Source organism: Dielma fastidiosa (assembly GCF_003475485.1).
Taxonomy (GTDB): domain Bacteria; phylum Bacillota_I; class Bacilli_A; order Erysipelotrichales; family Erysipelotrichaceae; genus Dielma; species Dielma fastidiosa.
On the sequence record NZ_QRQL01000006.1, the window covers coordinates 12,605 to 32,211 of the forward strand.

Below are 19,607 nucleotides of genomic sequence, written 5' to 3' on the forward strand. Positions count from 1 at the left end.
TGTGCTTTTAATTTAAACTTTGCTATAATAAAGAGCATAAAGTCGTGAGGTGATTGGCTATGTTTAAGGCAAGAAATGGATGTGTTAAGCTGCCCGATATGGAAATGGATTTTATTAGTTTTGGCAGCGGCAATAAGAATTTAATCATGATTCCGGGTCTTGGTGACGGCTTAAAAACGGTAAAAGGATTAGCTTTGCCTTTTGCGTTTATGTACAGGTGTTATGCTTCAAAATATAAGGTATATGTATTCAGCCGTAAAAATAATATGTCTGCTGATGAATCAACACGCAGCATGGCGGCGGATTTGAAAGCGGCCATGGATTATTTAAATATTGATAAGGCCGATGTTGTAGGTATTTCGCAGGGAGGGATGATTGCTCAATATTTAGCCATTGATGCTGCTGAAAAAGTCAATAGGCTTGTTTTAGCTGTTACCGCGGCGAAACCTAATGAAACAATGCAGCCGGTGATACATGAATGGATAAGACTGGCAGAGACTGATGATTACCGCACTATTTTTATTGATACTGCAGAAAAATCATATACTGAAAAATATCTTAAGGCGTACCGCTTTGCCTATCCGATTCTATCGAGAATAGGCAAGCCAAAAGATTTTAACCGTTACATAATTCAGGCGCGCGCTTGTCTCACTCATAACTGTGAAGCTGAATTAAATCAAATTCATTGCCCGGTGTTTATCATCGGCGGTGATCAGGATAAAATTGTTGGCAGCAAAGCCTCGAGCGAATTGGCTGATAAGATTTCAGGCAGCAAACTTCTTCTTTATAAAGGCTTGGGCCATGGCTTATATGATGAAGCTGCTGATTTTAATGAACAGATACTAGCCTTTTTAAATCAAAATGACATAGAAAAGCCGTGAGTTTATATCCCACGGCTTATTTTTAATCATTTTTACTCTGTCGCAGCTGCTTTTGCTTCATCGTAAGCTTTTTGAACTTCAGGCAGTTTTGCTTCAAGTTCAGCTTTGAAATCTTTGATATCCTCAGCAAATTCACCGCTGTAATCATCAGCAATCGTATCCAATTCGTTTGTAAATGCATCCATCTGATTATCAATACTATCAGTATTAATCAATGAATCATATTGGAAACGTGCTTGGGCATAAGTGTGAATAGCCTCAGAATCCTTGTAGTCTCGCAGATCTTCCTTATTAAAGTTATAAGTTTTCAGCGCTTCTGAGAAATTACCTTCTTCTACATAAGTAATCATTTGCTCATAAAGCTCATCTGCTTTTGTGTTGCCGCTTGGCTGTGACTGACATCCGTATAAAGCCAGTGTTAATACCATGGCAGCTGCCACTTTTTTAAATATGTTTTTATTCATAATGTACTTTCCCTCTCTTTGCACACGATACTTATTATAGCGCTTTTCATTGACGATGAAAAGGTTAAAATTAGGAAATTAATTAAACGCAGAGTAATGATTGGAATTGTAAAAGGCGGCTGATTTTGATAAGATGTCATAAACAGATATACTTTTATTAAGCGGTTGGCTTATCGGCCATAAAATTGGTTTATTCGGCTGCTTTTGCCGCATAATAATGGTTGTCTGTGATTCATGTGTCAGCGTTGCTGTCACAGACTGATTGATAAAAGCGACGCAGAAAGAAGGGTTTATGAAAAAAGCCAGAATGATTGATAAGGAATTATTGGACAAGTGTAAAAAAATGACTGCTGAAGATTCAATGATGCGTTCTTTGGGCTGTGCTCTTTCAAAAACGGATTTGATGGACGCAGCTTATGACGCAAATGCCGGCCGTAAGCTGACAATGGATTTTTCCATTGATTTGTGCAGCTCTAAGGTTACAAATCAGAAGTCAAGCGGCCGCTGCTGGATTTTTGCCGCTATGAATGTCTTAAGAGAGGCAGCTGCGAAAAACTGCGGAATGGAAAGCATGGAGCTGTCACAGAATTATATTGCCTTTTGGGATAAATTTGAGAAGATCAATTACTTCCTTGAAGCTATTCTTGACAGTGCGGAACTGCCGGTTGGCAATCGGACGCTGGATTGGCTGCTGCAGGGATTGAATGACGGCGGTCAATGGGATATGATTGCCGATTTGGTAAAGAAGTATGGTGTTGTGCCTAAGACCGCGATGCCGGAAACTTATCAGTCATCGAACACAGCGGCGATGAATCAAATGCTGAATACGAAGCTGCGTGAAGATGCGGCTGAATTAAGAGCGTTGGTTCATGAGGGAAAACCGACGGAAGCGCGAAAAGAAGAAATGCTTTGTGAAATGTATCGGGCGCTCTGTATCTGTTTCGGCAATCCGCCTGAAAGCTTTGATTTTGATTATCGGGATAAGGATAAGAACTATCATTCTCAGCATCTGACGCCCCAAGAATTCTATAAGCAATACGTTAAGCTAGATTTAAGCGATTATGTCAGTGTTATTAACGCACCGACTGAGGATAAGCCGTTTGGTCATTGCTACACGGTTAAATATCTTGGCAATCTCGTTGAGGGAAGCGTTCGATATCTAAATGTTGAAATGAATGAATTAAAAGATTTAGTTATTAAACAGATGAAGGATGGCGAGCTGGTATGGTTTGGCAGTGACTGTTCAAAATATGCGGATCGTACTTTTGGCATCTGGGATCAGGATTCTTTTGCCTTAGGTGAGATGCTGGGCGGCTTAAGCTTCCAAATGAGTAAGGCACAGCGTCTTGATTACCGTGACAGCGCGATGAATCACGCAATGGTGCTTACCGGTGTCAATTTAGACGCGTCAGGAAAACCGAACCGCTGGAAGATTGAGAACAGCTGGGGTGAGGATAAAGGGGTAAAGGGTTACTTTGTTGCCAGTGATAATTGGTTTAATGAATTTACCTATCAGGTTGTAATCAACAAGAAATACCTGAATGAAGCACAGCTGGCAGCATTGTCGCAAGAGCCTAAAGAATTAGAGCCTTGGGACCCGATGGGCAGTCTGGCATTTTAAAAAAGAGCTGTAACATTTAGTAATTACTCATATCAGAGTATCTAAATGATTGCAGCTCTTTTTATTTTATTAATCTAAGCAGCTCAAGAATGCTGCTTTAAACTCTTCAAAATTATTGGCATTTAAGATGTTTTGAATGTTTAATTCACCATTTATATAATAAGATATAAATTCAAAAATCGGTTTAAACATCGGCAAATCTTTTTTTTCGATAGCAAGCATTAGCACTAATCGGATTTTTTTATGATTGTGCCAGACGATTTGCTTTTTCGCAATCGCTATACTGATTATGCTTTGTTTGGCATTTAAGGTGATTGGGTGAGGAATAGCAATCGTATTGTAAGCAGTAGGTGAAATAACTTCTCGGCTGAGACAATCGTTTGTGAAGCTTTCCTCGACATATCCGCTGCTGAATAATTTATCTCCCATAAGATGAATGATTTCCTCTTGATTAAGTCCATTATCAATGATGAAAAAGTGTTCTTTTGACAACAGTTTTGAAATATTGTACTTTAAACGTGCAGCATTTTTCTTTTTTAATGTCTGATGAATACATGTATCAAGCTCAAGACTCATTTCACGGGTTAATATATAATCAATTTTGATACTATTTTGTGTTGTTTCTAAAGGCAGGGTTATAGTTGATATAATCAGGTCACAGGGTTTGTATTTTAATAATTTACTATCGGTTAAAATATCTGTAATCACAATTTCTTCACTGTAGCGTGATTTCAAGGTTGATAACAATTTCTTGCTTAAAGCATAGAATTCAGGACAGATTAGGATACAATTCAGTTTTGTCGTCAAAGATTTGATTGAATCAACTTGCGATCCAATATGCAGGGCAATATAGGTGATTTCATCTTCATTCAGAGAAATGGTATAAACCTCTTGCAGACGATTAGTTATCATAACCGAAACTTCATAGAGTAATGGATAATTTGCTTTGATTGAACCAGTAATGGGATTTTTAATAACAATGCCGTGACTGCTTCTAAATAATAGATTTTTAATATGTAAAGCAAAATTATCCAAAAAGTTTAGATCATGTTTTCTTAAATCAATCCCATATATTTGATCAATTTCATTGATGATATTACCTAATGTATCATAAATATCGGCGGGTATTAAGTTATCTTCTTTAATATCTATTTCCTGATGATTTTTTTGAATATAAGAATAAATCAGCCAGCTTAAGTCTTTTCTTTCCTCAGCATCAAAATAAATATGATATAAATCTTCAATAGCGCTGCATATATGATCAGACATTTCTTCAAAGACATTCGAAGCTTCCCAATATCTTATTTCAGTTTCATCAGTTAAGCAGTAGAGCTTGATGATTAAGTGCAGCAATAGATTATCCAGATAATATTCATCAATATAAAATTGCTTACTTGTAAATTCTTGAGTAATAATTTTTTTAATTGCTTCGACATCAAAATCAGGAAAATAATTCTGCACTAAATGCATATCGATAAAATTCTCATTCATCTCCGCATATAAATTCTCTTTAATTAATTGTCTTCGGCTTTTATCTTCTGCTTCTACATAAATATTATCAGCGTTTATGTTAACCGTGATGCCAAATGGTTTCACATGCTGCTTAATTTCAATTATATCTTTTCGCATTGTAGAGGTGGAGACAAAGAATTCATCACAGAGATCCTCAATGTTTAAACAATCATGGCTGCGTATTAATTTAACCATAATCTGCTGGATCCTTTTGGATCGTGAATAATCAATTTGACTCTCCTGCAGCTTTTTATATTGTTCCTGATTGATACTATAAAACGCATTATCAGTTCTTATCAAATCTTTGTAGGTTTCATTCCATTCATGAATATACCGCTGTACTGAGCGCAGTGATATATCCAGCTTATCGGAAATTGTTTTCGCCTTTGCCGGACCATATTGATATAGATATTCGAGAATTTGATTTTTCTTATCTTTCATATAATCCTCCTATTTAATCCTATTATACAAATTTTTGATAAGCATCGTAAAGTTAACTTTGGCGCGGCCGCTGTGCCAATTTTGATTTGCTTTTCAAATCCATTATAAGCGAAAATAAGGGTATCAGAAAGGGGATGGAATTTATGAATGTATTATTAATTTGCGCAGCGGGGATGTCCAGCACATGTCTGGCTCAGAATATGAAAAAAGCAGCTAAAGAGCTTCAGCGCACAGATATTAAAATCAGCGCACATAGTGAGTATGAGATTGAAAGCTATCTGGAGGAAGCAGATGTCTGCCTTTTAGGACCGCATTTAAAAACAATGGAAGAAAGTATAAAAGAAATGGCCAGAGAAGATTATGATGTGCCGGTTCAATGTATACCGAGTGAAATTTACGGTGCGTTAGATGGTCTTGGTGCACTTCAATTGGCACTTAATATGGCTGAGGAGGAAAAAAGATGAACCGTTTAATTAACTGGATGAATGAAAGCTTTGCGCCAAAGGTCAATAAATTTGCCCAGAATGTATGGGTGAAAGCCTTGCAGCGAACAATGATTGCGACATTGCCGATTATTTTGGTTGGCTCAATCGTTAATATTATTACGACATGTAAGATGTATTTTCCGATTTTGCCGGATTTATCGACGATTTACTATTATACCTTTTATCTGTTAGGACTCTTTGTGGCTATAATGATTCCTTATTATGTCGCTGAAGGTAAAAGAAAAAAGAAAATTCAATTGATAAGTATCATCACGTCTGTAGGAGTTTTCCTGATGCTGCAGAAATGGAATCTGAATCCTTGGGGAGAAACTGGAATTATGTTTACCAATTTAGGCCCGCAAGGAATTGTATTAGCGATAATCGGCGGTTACTTTGTATCATATATCATGTGCAGGCTTGCTGATTTCTCTTTCTTTGGTGAAAACAGTGTATTGCCAGATTTTGTTACTAGTTGGTTTAATCAGATGCTGCCGATAGCCATCTGCTTCGCGATTCCTTTTGTAATTGTATATCTGCTTGATTTTAATATATTAAATGCGATTACAGAAATTTTCGCTCCGATTCAAAATATATCGAATACGTTAGGTGGTTTCGTATTAATTAACTTCTTATATGTTTTCTTCTATTCGATTGGCGCCAGCGGCTGGATTCTGTCAGGAGCCTTTTATCCAATCTTAATTGGCAATATTGCGTTAAATGGCGCGGCTGTTGCGGCAGGCAATCCAGTAGTCGGGGTAGCAACAAACGAGGTAATCTATTCAGGCTGGTGTGCCATCGGTGGTTTAGGCTGTACGCTGCCGCTTGTCCTCTATATGCTGAAATCAAAGAGTAAAAAACTTAAAGGAATCGCGAAGGGGGCCTTTATCCCAACGCTTTGTAATATTAATGAGCCAATCGTTTATGGCGCACCAATCATTTTAAATCCCATTTTAATGATTCCAATGTGGATTAACAGTATTGTTATTCCGATTATTGTTTACTTTGCACTGACTTTAGGTTTTGTAACGATTCCTTCCCAAGCGCTGAATCTTGGCTTTATTCCAACCTTCATTTCATGCTTTCTTGTTAATTATGATTTAAGAAGCTATCTTCTGCTTGCGGTTGCATTTGCTGTTGCCTGTGTGGTATGGCTTCCGTTCTTTAAGGTATATGAAACTCAGGTATTAAAAGATGAAAATAATGGAGAGGGGAAATAAAATGGATTTGGAATTGCAATTAAAAACAGCGATGAAAATGATATCTCTGTCAGGTGATGGCCGATGTCAGATTCAGACAGCGTTAAATTATATGATGGAAGGCAAAATAGATGCTGCTGCTGATGAATTAAATAAAGCCAATGAACTAATAAAAGAGGCGCATATAATTCAGACACAAGTGATTCAAAAGGCAATGGCAAAGGAGAATAAGGAAAGCGCGGAATTGCTTTTTGCACATGCTCAGGATACGCTGATGACGATTAATTCAGAATATAATACAGCGGTGCAGATGATGGCAATGTATCAATTATTAAATGCGCGGTTATGCCGATTGGAGGATGCACTATTTGAAAAAGATAAATAATCATTTTCCTGAAAATTTTATGTTTGGCGCTGGGATGTGTGCGGCGCAGGCTGAAGGTGGATTTAATGAAGGCGGCAAGGGGATAAGCATCCCAGATTTGCATAAGGCTGTATCACCAGACAAAAGGAAAGAGCATTGTCAGTTAAATGAAAGAGATATTGAAGCTTATATGCAAGATAAAAATCATGATTTATATCCCAAACGCAAAGCCATTGACTTTTATCACACATATCCTGAGGACTTAAAATTGATGGCGGAAATGGGTCTGCAATGCCTGAGAATTTCAATTGCGTGGACACGGATATTTCCAAAAGGTGATGAAACAAAGCCGAATGAAGCAGGACTCGCTTATTATGATCGATTAATTGATGAGATTATTAAAAACGGCATGCAGCCGATTATTACTATTTTTCATTATGACATGCCGATTTATCTTGTAAATCAATACGGCGGCTGGCAGAACCCTAAACTGGTTGATTTTTATGTAAATTATGCGAAAGTTCTTATCGAGCGATATCATCATAAGGTTAAGTATTGGATCTGTATTAATCAAATTAATCTATTATTTTTTGAAATGTTTCCATCACTTGGTGTATTCAAAGAAAATTGTGATAATTATCAGCAGGTATGTTATCAGTCCATCCATTATCAATTCCTTGCCTGTGCTAAAGTGAAGCAATTTGCGAAATCTTTACACGATTCTGATCTAATGATTGGAACGATGCTGGCAGATTGTCTTGCTTATCCATATTCATATCGGGAGAAGGATATTTTATTGGCCGATCAAAGGAATCAGCTTCAGCTTTTTTACAGTGATGTCCAATTAAGAGGAAGTTATCCTGCATATATCTTAAATTATTTTGAGGAACAGGGAATTAAGATTGTGACAAGTGAAGCTGAATTACGATTAATTAAAGAAAATACGATGGATTTTTTGGCACTGAGCTATTATTATACATTTGCGGTGAATGCTGATAAAGATACACTTGACCCTAAGACGTTTACAATTAATCCTGAAAATAAGGTAAATGAATGGGGCTGGCCTGCTGACGGTAAGCTGATGATTCATAACTTGAGAACGTATTATGAGCGTTATCAGTGTCCGCTCATCATTGCGGAATGCGGTATTGGCGAGCTTGAACAGCTTGATGAGCAGCAGCATGTTCATGATCCAAGGCGAATTGATTATTATAAGGAATGTCTGATGTCATTAAATTACGCGTTAAAGGAAGGCATTGATGTGAAAGCTTTCTGCGCTTGGTCACCAATTGATCTTGTATCAAGCGGCAGCGGTGAGATGAGCAAACGATATGGTTTTATCTATGTGGATCTTGATGATCATTTGCAGGGCAGCGGCAAGCGGTATAAAAAGGATAGTTTTAATTGGTATAAAGAAGTGATTCGAACCCATGGTGATTCATTAACCGATTGAGTTCTATATAAAAATAAGATCAATGAATGCAGGTGAGCTTCATTGATCTTTTTGCTTAATCATATAAAGTTTTATCTTTAATTTCATCCAGGTGGATACCGACAAACTTTGGATTGTGCGCATCAGTTGCACAGTAAAGCTTGACATGGTGATCCTTGAAAATCTGCAGAATCTTATCATTGAGCCCCATTTCCTCATGGTTATAGCGATAGTAACAGCCAACATTGTTTTCTGTATACATTTGATGCTTAACCAGTAAGTCGGCAATGCGGTTCCAATTAGCGGTTGTATCAAATTCAGGCATTCGATGGAACATTTTTAATGTATCCGGATGGGCGGTTCCATCAAATAAATCACTCTTGATCAAAGCTTCCATCAATTCGAAATAACGCTTCCAGATCCAGTCAGTATCATAACGATCCCACAGCGTCGCTTCACTGATGCCTTTCAAATCATAGGCCATGTTGTCAATGAAATGAATGCTGCCAACCACAAAGTCATAATTAAATTCCGCAAGCATGTCACGGATAAACTGCTCATGCTGAGGGAAGTAACAAACCTCAAGGCCGAAATGAACAGTAATCGGAAATGTTTTTTTACGCATATCACGGATGAAATTTGTATAAGATGATAGAGGCAGCAGGTGTTTGTCTTCAATCCACTTTCGCTGCAGATCGTTGACTTCTTTCACTTGCTGATAAAGCGGTGCAAATTCGAAAAAGCGATGTGTATGTTCCAACACCCAGATTTCATTGATTCCTCGGCTCTGGGCTGTATTTATAAACTCCATCAGCCAGTCAACCGTATAACTGCCTTGTTCTAGGTGCATATGTGCGTCAATCATTGAATCCCCTCCTCTTTGTAGTTTATTATAGACTATGCGATTCATAGAATCAAGAAACATTTTACATTTATGATGAAAATTATACATTATTCGCTGAAAGTATCTTTACATCACTTGTGAAGCGATGTATAATCACTGTAAGGTTAACACCTTTGAAAAGGAGGTCATATTATGACACGAGTGTTTAATTTTTCCGCAGGTCCTTCTATGCTGCCAGAATGGGTACTGAAAAAAGCGTCCGCCGAGATGCTGGAATATGGCTCCAGTGGCCAGTCAGTGATGGAGATGAGTCATCGTTCGTGTGATTTTATGACGATCATACAGACATGTGAACAGCGTTTACGCAGGGTTATGAACATTCCTGATAACTATAAAGTATTGTTTCTGCAAGGCGGAGCTTCTTTACAATTTTCTATGATACCGATGAATTTATTGGTTAAAGGAAAAGCAGATGTCATCAATACGGGCTTATGGAGTAAGAAAGCCATGAAGGAATTGAAGAAATTAGGAACCTGCAATCTGATCGCATCCAGTGAAGAGGCAGGTTTTTCATATATTCCTAAAACCACAAAAGATCAATTTGATCCAGAGGCGGATTATGTCTATATCTGCGAAAATAATACGATTTATGGTACTAAGTATCATCAGCTGCCGGATACTGGGGCAGTGCCGTTAATTGCCGATTTATCCAGCTGTATTCTCAGTGAGCCGATTGATGTAACGCAGTATGGTTTAATCTTTGCGGGTGCCCAGAAAAACATGGGGCCGGCTGGCTTAACCGTTGTAATCATTCGTGAAGACCTGATTGGCAAGGCGGATGAGAAAACACCGAGTATGCTTGATTATAAGACTTATGCAGATAATGATTCAATATTTAATACACCGCCGACCTATGCGATTTATATCTGCGGGCTTGTACTGCAATGGCTGGAAGAAGAAATCGGCGGTCTTGATCAAATGAAGACAATCAATGAAAAGAAAGCGGCTTTGCTTTATGAAACGCTGGATCAGTCAAAGCTGTTTAAGGCACCGGTCGCAAAGGAAGACCGCTCAATGATGAATATTACTTTTGTAACCGGTGATGCTGAATTGGATAAGAAATTTGTGAAAGAGGCAGAAGCCGCGGGACTGGTTAATCTGAAAGGACACCGCAGTGTCGGCGGTATGCGGGCTTCAATTTACAATGCAATGCCGATCGAAGGTGTTGAAAAGCTAACCGCGTTTATGCGTCAATTTGAAAGTGAGAACTTAAAATGAAAATAAAAACATACAATAAAATATCTAAAAAAGGCTTAAACTTATTTCCTGTAAATTATGAAGTTGGTGATGCTTTAGAGGCTGCCGACGCGATTCTTGTCCGTTCTGCCACACTTCATGATATTCCGTTTGATCCTGAATTAAAAGCGATTGCCAGAGCCGGTGCAGGCACTAACAACGTTCCTATTGACCGCTGCAATGAAGCGGGTATCGTTGTGTTTAATACACCGGGAGCTAACGCTAACGCTGTCAAGGAATTGGTAACTGCCGCGCTGATCATGAGTGCCAGACCGATCTATCCGGCAATTGAGTGGCTTCAGTCATTAAATGAAACGGCAGATTTCAATAAGGTTGTAGAAAAGGGTAAGAGTAATTTCATCGGTCCGGAGATTGCGGGCAAACGCTTAGGCGTCATCGGTTTAGGTGCGATAGGTATTAAAGTGGCGAATCTGGCAGTACATCTGGGCATGGAAGTTTATGGCTATGACCCATACCTTTCTGTGGATAACGCATGGAGCTTGTCCACACGGGTCATTCACGCAAAGAAATTGGAAGAAATTTATAAGAAGTGTGACTTTATAACGCTGCATGTTCCGGAAACTAAAGATACAAAGGGAATGATAAATACAGAAACGCTGCAGATGATGAAAAATGGTACGCGTTTATTAAATTTTGCCCGCGGCGGATTGGTTGAAGCAAATGATGTTATCGCGGCGGTAGAAAAAGGCAAGCTTGCGGCTTATGTGACAGACTTTGCGACACCGGCCATGCTTGGCAGAAAGAACATCTATCCATTGCCGCATCTTGGCGCCAGTACACCGGAATCTGAGGAAAACTGTGCGGTGATGGCAGTGAATCAGCTGACTGATTATTTAGAAAACGGCAATATCGTCAATTCTGTCAATCTGCCTAATGTGAGCATGGAGCGCAGTGGTCATGCCCGGGTTGTCTGTGTGCATCGCAATGTGCCAAATATGATTGCGCAAATTACCAATGTCTTATCCGCCGCTGGAATTAATATCGCCAATCTGCTGAATAAATCAAAAGGGGAGATGGCAGTAACACTGGTGGATATAGAAACCACGGCAGCCAATATCAAAGGGGAGCTTGAAGCGATTGATCAAGTATTAAAGGTTAGAATCATCGAATAAGCAATATTAATAATATAAAAGCTAAGGTTTATCGCCTTAGCTTTTTACTGCAGCTGCTTGATCAGAGAATCAAACTGCTTGATTAATTCATGATAATCACTGACCTGATAATCAGCTTTAGAAGTATCCTGATCAATAATGCTGCCCTTATAACCAATCGTAGTTAAGCCAGCCGCTTTGCCAGCCTGAATGCCGGCCGGACTGTCTTCAATAACCAACAATGAATCGGCTGGCAGAGCCATTTGCTGCTGGGCAAGCAGATATATATCCGGACTTGGTTTGCCATGTTCAATCATCTGACCGCTGATCAGCAGATCAAAATAATCTTGAATCTTCAGCCGTTTAACGACATCTTCAATATAGCTTAAATCACTGGAAGATACAATTGCCAGACGGTACCCTTTTTGACGGCATAAATTGAGAAAATCAACAAGGCCATTCATAGGCTGCAGCTGCATCGCATTAAACTGGGCTCTGAATATTGCCCGCTGACCGTCAATCAGCTGCTGATCGCTTAGTGCTTGGGGTATGTTGAAATGAGTACGCAAATCAGCAACGATACGTTTCATCGGTTTGCCTAATACAAAGGTTACTTCTTCAATGGTTGTCGGATAATTGATGGATGCCAAATATTGAACCAACGCGTTCAGATAGATGGCTTCGCTGTCCAGCAAAACGCCGTCGCAGTCAAATAAGATGCCTTTTATCGTTTTCATGACCGCCATGCTTTCAGCTTATCCATAAAGCGTTTGACCCGCTCTTCATCCACAGGATTTTCAAAGATGCCGTCTACCTTAAAGGTGGTGGCAATAAAGGCTGCGTCAGCCACTGAATAAATTTCCTCAATCGTTTCATATTTAACGCCGGTTGTTGCAAATAATACGACGTCCGCTCTTGCTTCCCGAAGCTCTTTCATAAATGGCAGATCGATACTTTTTCCCGCACTGGCGCCGCAGATACCAAGGGCATCCGGAAGGTTGCCGAATAATGCGCTGTCCGCAATCACATGCTTATCTCTGCCGCCGATTTCACTGCTGCTTTCCGGTGATATATAATGCACCATTTTAAGCTTTTTATCTAATCCTAAATTATGCCGATGTCTTAAAAACTCACCAGGCTGCGCGTTGATTAGACCCATATCCCCAGACCAAGCGCCAGCAAATGTTCCCCGCATCAAACAGCCGCCGACTGCCGCGTTTAAGGCAATTGAATCATGGGTATTGCTGATGACATTACAGCCAAACGGCACAGTGATATCCTTTTTTAATTCACCGATAACATAAGCCATACCAGCCACTACCTCAAGGGCAGGCTCGGGTTCATAAGGAAATGAAAATTCATTTGAGAATAAGACAGCATCAATGCCGCCATTCTGCAAAGCTAACAAATCCTTTCGCGCCGCATCCACAATCGCTTCAAGTCCACCCTCTGCATCATACAAGGGATCAGAAGGAAAGGCTTTAAAATGCACGACACCAATTGCTGCCTTCTCTGTTCCAATTACATCACTTAACCATGTTTTCCGTTCCAATTTTAACTGCCTCCTCAAATTTTGGTAATAGAAAAGAAGATATCATTTAAATCCTATCTTCTTTTCTTTTCTTTAACGTACTTTTTCAGCGTTAGCCATTAACTGCTTAACCCGCGTAACATCCACCTGATTATAGAATTCACCATCGACTTTAATGCCGGTTGCGACAATACAGCCATCACAGACAGACAGGATTTCCTCTACGGTTTCCACCTTAACGCCATTGCTGGCGAATACCGGCGTATTTGATACCGCCTTGATTTCCTTAACCTGTTCAATATCAATTACTGAACCCGGATTGCTTGAATAAACCAATAACGTATCAGGATTCAGATTAAAGGTCAATGTTTTGACAACCTCTTTTAAGGGTCTTTCGGCTAACTGCGCGCATCCTTCAGGAATCACCGCCGTCATCGTCTTAATCTTACCGCAGCCGACCTCATAACGATGCCGTTCAACATCACCCGGTGAAACATTATTAATACCATAGACACCGGCAAAGGCACCATGCAGCACCTCTCTGATAAAATCAGCACCTACCGCCGCCGCTAAATCAAAACCCTTCATTGGATCAGAAGCGACACAAACACCAAAGGGAACCTTGATTAATGGCTTTAATTCACCGATGATTCTAGCCATGCAGGCTACCGTAACCGTCTTAACATTGTGTGTATAAGGAATACTGAATTCATTACAGAAAAGCACACCGTCAATGCCGCCTTCCTGAAGGGCCAGCAAATCAAATCTCGCAGCTTCTAAAACGCCCTCTACACCACTTTGCGGATCATACTTGGGGTCGGTTGGCAGCGCGTGTAAATGCACTAACCCAATGACTGGCTTATCCGTCTTAAATAGCTCTTTCATCCACATAATAATTTTTCATCCTCCCGCTTACAGTATGCCGATCAAACTGCATGCAACAGCGATTATAAACATTGCAATCATAATCTTAAATACGGAAGTACCTTTCTTTAAGAAGGCAAAGACACCGCCGACTGCGACAACACTCAGCATGCTCGGCATGATGGCATTCAACAGATCCTGGAAGATAACCGTTGAATCCGCAAACGTTAAAACTAATGGGGTAGAGATGCTGACATTATTGGCAACCATGGCACCGGCAATGGTTAAACCGATGATTGACAATAAATCAGTAATCTTATTCATAATCTTTTTATCAGTAATCTTATTCAATACACTGCGGCCTACTTTATATCCTTGATTAAAGGTAAAGATACCCATTAACAGCAGATATAAAGTATAAAGGAATACGAAGATCCAAGGCCCAATCGCACTGCCTTTTAATGTCATATCAACAGCGATCGCTAAGGTAACCGTCTTTACTAAGCCCTGAGTAACTGTATCACCGATACCGGCTAATGGCCCCATCAGACCTACCTTAATGTTTTTAATCATATCTTCAGAAACATTGCCGCCATTCGCATAATCCTCTTCCATCGAAGCAACTAAGCCGGGGATAAACGCACCCCAGTTATTCTCAGTGTTAAAGAATAACATATGTCTTCTTAATGCTTTAACACGTTCTTCCTTATCATCACTGTATAAACGATTGATGACCGGTGTCATCGCATGACAGAATCCTAATGACATCAAACGTTCATAAGATAAACAGGTTTCTGTCATTGTTTCCCATAATATAAAAGTTTTAATTAAATCCTTCTTAGTAAGATGCTTTTCATTGTTTGGTGTATTTACCATTTCTGCATTATTAGTCATCTTATTCACCCTCCGTTAACTTGTCTAAACCTAATGTCCAATATAATAGAGCGGCAGCTCCGCCAACTAGTGTACATGCGATAATATCTAAGTGCAGATAAGCAATCAAAACGAAACCAATAATCGCAAAGGCAAGGAATTTCTGCTTATAAACCGCTTTAAACATCATACCGATTCCAAGTGCCGGCAGAATAGAACCAACAACGGTTAAGGCATTGGAAATAAAGGCAGGCAGTGATGCCATGAATGATTCAAAGGCACCGGCGCCAAAGTAACAAACAAAGAACGCAGGCAAGCCATAAACTACACCGGCAAATAAATTAGGCAGCAGCCAGTTATAAATCCATAAACGTTTTGTTTCACCGGTTTCGATATATTTATCAGCCATATGAACAAAGACTGCATTGACTGTCATCGTAAGGTTGCTGGCTAATAAACCAATCGTACCTAAGGTAACGGCAATTGTTACACCAACTTCCGGTGTTTGATGAGAGAGCATCGTTACCGCCGTCGCGATTACACCGGCATAACATTTATCAAAGGATGAGATACCGCCGACCGTAATCTGTCCCATATAGATCAGCTGAATCGTAGCGCCAATCGTAGCCCCTGTCATCCAATCTCCTAATATCAAACCAACTAATGCGCCTTCGATGATTGGGTTTCTCATTACCCAAACCCAGAGTTCTAGGAATACACTGCCACATAAGGTAGCTAATACTCCAATTAATAAAGCTTGTACAAACATTATTTTATCCTCCTTTATCTTTATTTGTATTCCGTTCGTTTTTCATCTGGTGTTACCTGAAAATAAACATTGACACCAGAATCTTGTATTTCTTTTAATGTATCCTTTTCAGCCTGACTGGCACTGATATTTTTAAACAGCTTCTTACGTTCAGCACTAGCCCCCATACCGCCGATATTCAGCTCTTTAAGTTTTACACCTGCCTTGAATATTTCCTGAGCAACATAAGGAAACTTAACTAAAATTAAGACATTGTCACCCTCACCATCCAGCTTTTCCAGCAAGGCAGGTACTTCCGCAACACTGCTGATAATCAGCTCTCTGTCACTTGGCGCCACCATCTGCATTACACCTTTAATAAAATCATCCTTCGCAACGCCGTCATCTACGATCCAAATTTTACCGGCATTGATATTTTTAGCCCATGCGGTTACAATCTGACCATGAATTAAACGGTCATCAATACGAATCATTTTAATACTCATAAATTTCAAACTCCTTTCTTACTCTGACTTAAGCATTTAATTTTGCTTTGAAATCGACAATGCCGTTAATACCGGCATTCAGCGCGATTTCTTTCAGCTCATTTAATGATCGGCTTTGAGAAATTGCATTGACCAGCTCCACCACCATTGGTAAGTTCATACCGCTGATAATTTCAATTGGAACTGTGTCATGATATTTATCAAATGTTTTTACAGATATCATAAATGGACTGCCGCCAAATAAATCTGTAAGGATCAGTATGCCCTCATCCTTTGCTTTCTCCACATGAGCTTCGATTTCTGCCTGATAAGCCTGCAGATCCTGCCCATAGGGAAGCGTAATATAGGATACTGAATCACTTGGTTTCCCCATTATCAATTTCACAGTTTCGTAGATTGATTCTGCTAACTGTGAATGGCTCAATAAAAGCAAATTGGCCATTACCTATCCACCTCCTTGTTCATGACTAGATAATAACATCAAAAAAATAAAACACAAAATTTGGTAAAAAAGCTACACACTTGATACGTGTGTTATGCAGAATAAACACATTTATTTGATCGATATGGGTGGATAAATCGATAATTTGACATTATAATTTCATCTGTGTTAAGATTTGAATGATAATTACACACATGATGTCAATGTTTACAACCTGTGCAGTCACTTATACACACATTAATTTTAATTAAACACAAAAAAGGGGATTTCTATGAACTCACAACGGCTTGATAAAATCAAAAAGTATTTAAAGGTGAAAACGGCGGAGCTGATTGAAACGGATCAGCTGAATCAGAATGGTGTAGATGCCCTAAATTGTTCATTGGATCTGCAGCTGGACAGAGCGAATGTATCAAGAGATTTAAATACACTTTGGAAGAATGGAGATGCCATCAAGATTCAGGGAAAGCCGGTTTATTATTTAGATTATGCAATGCTTACTCAGCATTATCCGGATTGCTTTTTCCCATCTGTAGTTGGTAAGGATGAAAATTTTAATAATTATCTGTCACAGAAAGCAGCTGTCCAGTCTGCAAATGATGATGAAGAAATATTAGATAGTCTTGATGAGATCATCGGGGCGACGGGTTCTTTAAGTGAAGCGGTATTAAACGCGAAGAGTGCGGTAAGTTATCCGCCTTATGGGATTCCATGTCTGATTCATGGCCCCAATGGTGTAGGTAAAACTAGTTTTTCTTATCATATGGTCAATTATGCCCGCAAGAAGCGCAATGATCCTAAAATGCCGGTGATGACGGTGTATTGCCAGAATTATCAGGATGATCCTTCTTTATTTATGCAGGCGTTGAATGGCTCTGAAAAAAAGGCTGGTTTAAAAGGGAATGACAGTATCTTTAAGCTTTGTGAAAATGGTGTTGTGATTCTTGAACAGATTCAGTTTTTACCCTTTTCATGTCAAAATGCGCTGGCTTCTATCATCAATGCCGCGTCCTTTCACAATATCCTGCAGTCAGCCGCCACACCGTTAACCACGATGATAATCGCTACAACTGATTGTGATGAACAGGATGAGCGGATCAGTCCGTTAAGCACATCCTTCCCAATTCATTTACAGATTAAAGATATTGAGTCACGGGGAATTTATGAGAAAATAGAATTGATTTTAGACTTGTTTCGTTTAGAGGCAAAACATATTCATACCGATATTGCCGTGCATAAGGATATTATCGCGTTGCTGGCAGCAAAGAAATTTCCGGGTAACTTAAATCAGATGCGCAATGAAATTCAAATTTGCTGTTCAAAGGCTTATTTGGAAAACCCGGGCAATAAGCTTCGCAAGGTATATGTCACATATCAGGCATTATCGATTGATTTGTTATCACAGAGTGAAGCGAACAGTAAAGTAAACAGTATCGCAATCTCACTGCTGTCCTGCATCGAGTCCGATTATGCGCAGTTTAACGCTGATGGAACGAGCCAAAGCGCGGCGATTTTCAAAAACGCGCCTAATAAATTTAATGAGCATCGTCTGAATCAATTTGTTAATGAATTGAATATCGATGTTGGGGAATTGGATAACATGGAGAATTATGTCAGGGAGAATATCAGCGTTCTGAAGGATTGTCCGCCGCCTCAGCTTGATGCGATAAAAAAGAGTATCAATCCTTATGTGTATCAGTTAACGCTGGCTAAGCTCAGTCAAAGACCATTTTTTTCTAAATTAAAGAAGAATGTACAGCTGTTGTATGGGATTTTGCTGCATATATCTAATTATTTAAAACGCGCGCATGAGGAAACATCGTCAGCCAGCCAGCCGCAGTCAATTACATCACAGTTTTATCCAAATGAATATTTACTCGCGAAAGATATTTATCAGTCATTGGCACAGGTGTATAATTTTGAGGTTGTTGAGCGTGAGATTGATTTTCTTTGTTCATATTTAGTAATTGCTACACAATGGGTTGATCATGTTAATATTGCGATTTTATTAATCTGTCATGGTGACAGTGTGGCTTCACAGTATGTTGATTATATCAAAAGGACAATTGAGGGAAACTATATTCTGGACTGCATCGACTATAACGAAACAATGCAGCTCAATGACTGTCTTGAATTGGCAAGTATAAAAGCCAATCAAATAAATCAGGGGGCCGGAGTGCTGGTCTTGACAGATATTGAGCCGCTGACTTCAATTGGATCATATATTCAGAAGAACCTGCACATCCCTTGCCGGACAATTAGCAATGTGTCTTTGAATATGCTGATACATTTTGTGGAAGCATCAATGAGTGCCTATAATAATTTAGATACAGTAAGCAATGAAATAAAAATGCCGGAGCCTTCATCGAATCCAACCGGTAAGCATATTAATAATTTTATTGATCAGATTAAGGATAAGGTGATATCAAAGACAGTGGCGTTTATTGATGTGGATAAAGCCGTTTCTGTACTTGATATCTGTTTCAGAAAAACATTGCAGGATCTGCATATACCATATACGGATGTATTAGCTGTTAAATATCTATGTCATTGCACGAATATGCTGGAACGGGTGATTCGTAATGAAACTTGGGGATTCCAGAAGATTAATACATTTTCTAATGAAAATTATAATTTGATGCATATTGTGGAGCATCGTTTGGAATATGCCGCGGATACGTTTGGTGTAAAGATACCTTCCAATGAGATTGCTTATGTGGTACAGATATTTTTGTTAGAGAAGTGATGGCTTTTTGGCTTATCATGCAGGCGGCTAGGATTGATATTCTTTATTCTTGAATTAAAGTCAGATAAATTCTATAAATAAAAATCCAGTTGTATCAGGCTTTTTTGACCTTTAACTGGATTTTTGTTTTAATAGCGGAAAGCTTATGATTTTCCTTTTATCTATGGGCATCAATGTAATTTCAGATGTTTCTTATTTTACGTTTAATCTTTTTTTCAATGCATACTTCTTATTTAGTTTTCTTGATTC

The 19,607-nt window shown here is 39.1% G+C and carries 19 protein-coding genes; 9 read left to right on the forward strand and 10 right to left on the reverse strand.

All coding sequences use genetic code 11. From position 1 onward, the window contains the following. The first annotated feature begins 59 nt into the window (after positions 1–59). The gene (locus DWZ33_RS12280; protein ID WP_220452434.1) at positions 60–881 is read left to right on the forward strand and encodes an alpha/beta fold hydrolase; all 822 of its coding nucleotides are present in this window, start codon (positions 60–62) and stop codon (positions 879–881) included. Positions 882–913: 32 nt separating this feature from the next. Here the strand turns inward: DWZ33_RS12280 and DWZ33_RS12285 are convergent, their stop codons facing one another. After that, positions 914–1,345 carry a hypothetical protein gene (locus DWZ33_RS12285; protein WP_022936482.1) on the reverse strand — a complete coding sequence of 144 codons (432 nt, stop codon included), beginning with the start codon at positions 1,343–1,345 and terminating at the stop codon, positions 914–916. 292 nt (positions 1,346–1,637) lie between these two features. On the opposite strand from DWZ33_RS12285, the gene DWZ33_RS12290 reads away from it, so the two are divergent. Continuing rightward, positions 1,638–2,966, forward strand: a complete 1,329-nt coding sequence (locus DWZ33_RS12290; protein WP_220452435.1) for a C1 family peptidase — start codon at positions 1,638–1,640, stop codon at positions 2,964–2,966. Between the two features lie 69 nt (positions 2,967–3,035). On the opposite strand, the gene DWZ33_RS12295 is transcribed toward DWZ33_RS12290, so the two are convergent. Continuing rightward, complete coding sequence (locus DWZ33_RS12295) at positions 3,036–4,919, reverse strand: BglG family transcription antiterminator (RefSeq protein WP_118455015.1); 1,884 nt, start codon at positions 4,917–4,919, stop codon at positions 3,036–3,038. A 143-nt stretch (positions 4,920–5,062) separates the two neighbouring features. On the opposite strand from DWZ33_RS12295, the gene DWZ33_RS12300 reads away from it, so the two are divergent. Genes DWZ33_RS12300 through DWZ33_RS12315 form a run of 4 tightly spaced genes read left to right on the forward strand, consistent with a single transcriptional unit; the run spans position 5,063 to position 8,417 of the window. Then, entirely contained in the window at positions 5,063–5,383 is a 321-nt protein-coding gene (locus DWZ33_RS12300; protein ID WP_022936485.1) for a PTS sugar transporter subunit IIB, read from the forward strand. Then, positions 5,380–6,621, forward strand: a complete 1,242-nt coding sequence (locus DWZ33_RS12305; RefSeq protein ID WP_118455016.1) for a PTS sugar transporter subunit IIC — start codon at positions 5,380–5,382, stop codon at positions 6,619–6,621. Before DWZ33_RS12300 ends, DWZ33_RS12305 begins: the two co-directional genes overlap by 4 nt. Before the next feature lies 1 nt (position 6,622). After that, a complete protein-coding gene (locus tag DWZ33_RS12310) occupies positions 6,623–6,985 on the forward strand; it encodes a PTS sugar transporter subunit IIA (RefSeq protein ID WP_022936487.1) in 363 nt (120 codons plus the stop codon). Next, a complete protein-coding gene (locus DWZ33_RS12315) occupies positions 6,969–8,417 on the forward strand; it encodes a glycoside hydrolase family 1 protein (RefSeq protein WP_220452436.1) in 1,449 nt (482 codons plus the stop codon). The genes DWZ33_RS12310 and DWZ33_RS12315 overlap by 17 nt, the downstream gene beginning before the upstream one ends. Before the next feature lie 55 nt (positions 8,418–8,472). On the opposite strand, the gene DWZ33_RS12320 is transcribed toward DWZ33_RS12315, so the two are convergent. Next, complete coding sequence (locus DWZ33_RS12320) at positions 8,473–9,261, reverse strand: PHP domain-containing protein (RefSeq protein ID WP_022936489.1); 789 nt, start codon at positions 9,259–9,261, stop codon at positions 8,473–8,475. A gap of 171 nt (positions 9,262–9,432) precedes the next feature. Between DWZ33_RS12320 and serC the strand changes: the two genes are divergently transcribed. Together serC and DWZ33_RS12330 are read left to right on the forward strand one after the other, a co-directional pair. Continuing rightward, complete coding sequence (serC, locus tag DWZ33_RS12325) at positions 9,433–10,518, forward strand: 3-phosphoserine/phosphohydroxythreonine transaminase (protein ID WP_118455018.1); 1,086 nt, start codon at positions 9,433–9,435, stop codon at positions 10,516–10,518. After that, positions 10,515–11,669 carry a phosphoglycerate dehydrogenase gene (locus DWZ33_RS12330; protein ID WP_118455019.1) on the forward strand — a complete coding sequence of 385 codons (1,155 nt, stop codon included), beginning with the start codon at positions 10,515–10,517 and terminating at the stop codon, positions 11,667–11,669. The genes serC and DWZ33_RS12330 overlap by 4 nt, the downstream gene beginning before the upstream one ends. 44 nt (positions 11,670–11,713) lie before the next feature. Here DWZ33_RS12330 and DWZ33_RS12335 read toward each other — a convergent pair whose 3' ends face one another. The 7 genes from DWZ33_RS12335 to DWZ33_RS12365 form a co-directional block, all read right to left on the reverse strand. Continuing rightward, positions 11,714–12,385, reverse strand: coding sequence for an HAD family hydrolase (locus tag DWZ33_RS12335; RefSeq protein WP_182425696.1), 672 nt, complete (start codon positions 12,383–12,385; stop codon positions 11,714–11,716). Further along, positions 12,382–13,200, reverse strand: a complete 819-nt coding sequence (locus DWZ33_RS12340; RefSeq protein ID WP_118455021.1) for a BtpA family protein — start codon at positions 13,198–13,200, stop codon at positions 12,382–12,384. The genes DWZ33_RS12335 and DWZ33_RS12340 overlap by 4 nt, the downstream gene beginning before the upstream one ends. 72 nt (positions 13,201–13,272) lie before the next feature. Continuing rightward, the gene (locus DWZ33_RS12345) at positions 13,273–14,070 is read right to left on the reverse strand and encodes a BtpA family protein (RefSeq protein ID WP_118455022.1); all 798 of its coding nucleotides are present in this window, start codon (positions 14,068–14,070) and stop codon (positions 13,273–13,275) included. Between the two features lie 21 nt (positions 14,071–14,091). Beyond that, positions 14,092–14,937: a PTS system mannose/fructose/sorbose family transporter subunit IID gene (locus tag DWZ33_RS12350; protein ID WP_022936495.1), complete on the reverse strand. Its 846-nt coding sequence runs from the start codon at positions 14,935–14,937 to the stop codon at positions 14,092–14,094. 1 nt (position 14,938) lies between these two features. After that, on the reverse strand, positions 14,939–15,685 hold the full coding sequence (locus DWZ33_RS12355) for a PTS mannose/fructose/sorbose/N-acetylgalactosamine transporter subunit IIC (protein ID WP_117536550.1): 747 nt from the start codon (positions 15,683–15,685) through the stop codon (positions 14,939–14,941). Between the two features lie 20 nt (positions 15,686–15,705). After that, positions 15,706–16,170 (reverse strand): PTS sugar transporter subunit IIB, encoded by a 465-nt coding sequence (locus DWZ33_RS12360; RefSeq protein ID WP_118455023.1) that lies wholly within the window; start codon positions 16,168–16,170, stop codon positions 15,706–15,708. Between the two features lie 28 nt (positions 16,171–16,198). Then, the gene (locus DWZ33_RS12365) at positions 16,199–16,612 is read right to left on the reverse strand and encodes a PTS sugar transporter subunit IIA (protein WP_029472726.1); all 414 of its coding nucleotides are present in this window, start codon (positions 16,610–16,612) and stop codon (positions 16,199–16,201) included. A 271-nt stretch (positions 16,613–16,883) separates the two neighbouring features. Here DWZ33_RS12365 and DWZ33_RS12370 point away from each other — a divergent pair, with 271 nt between their 5' ends. Beyond that, positions 16,884–19,358 carry a PRD domain-containing protein gene (locus DWZ33_RS12370; protein ID WP_118455024.1) on the forward strand — a complete coding sequence of 825 codons (2,475 nt, stop codon included), beginning with the start codon at positions 16,884–16,886 and terminating at the stop codon, positions 19,356–19,358. Positions 19,359–19,607: the final 249 nt, after the last annotated feature.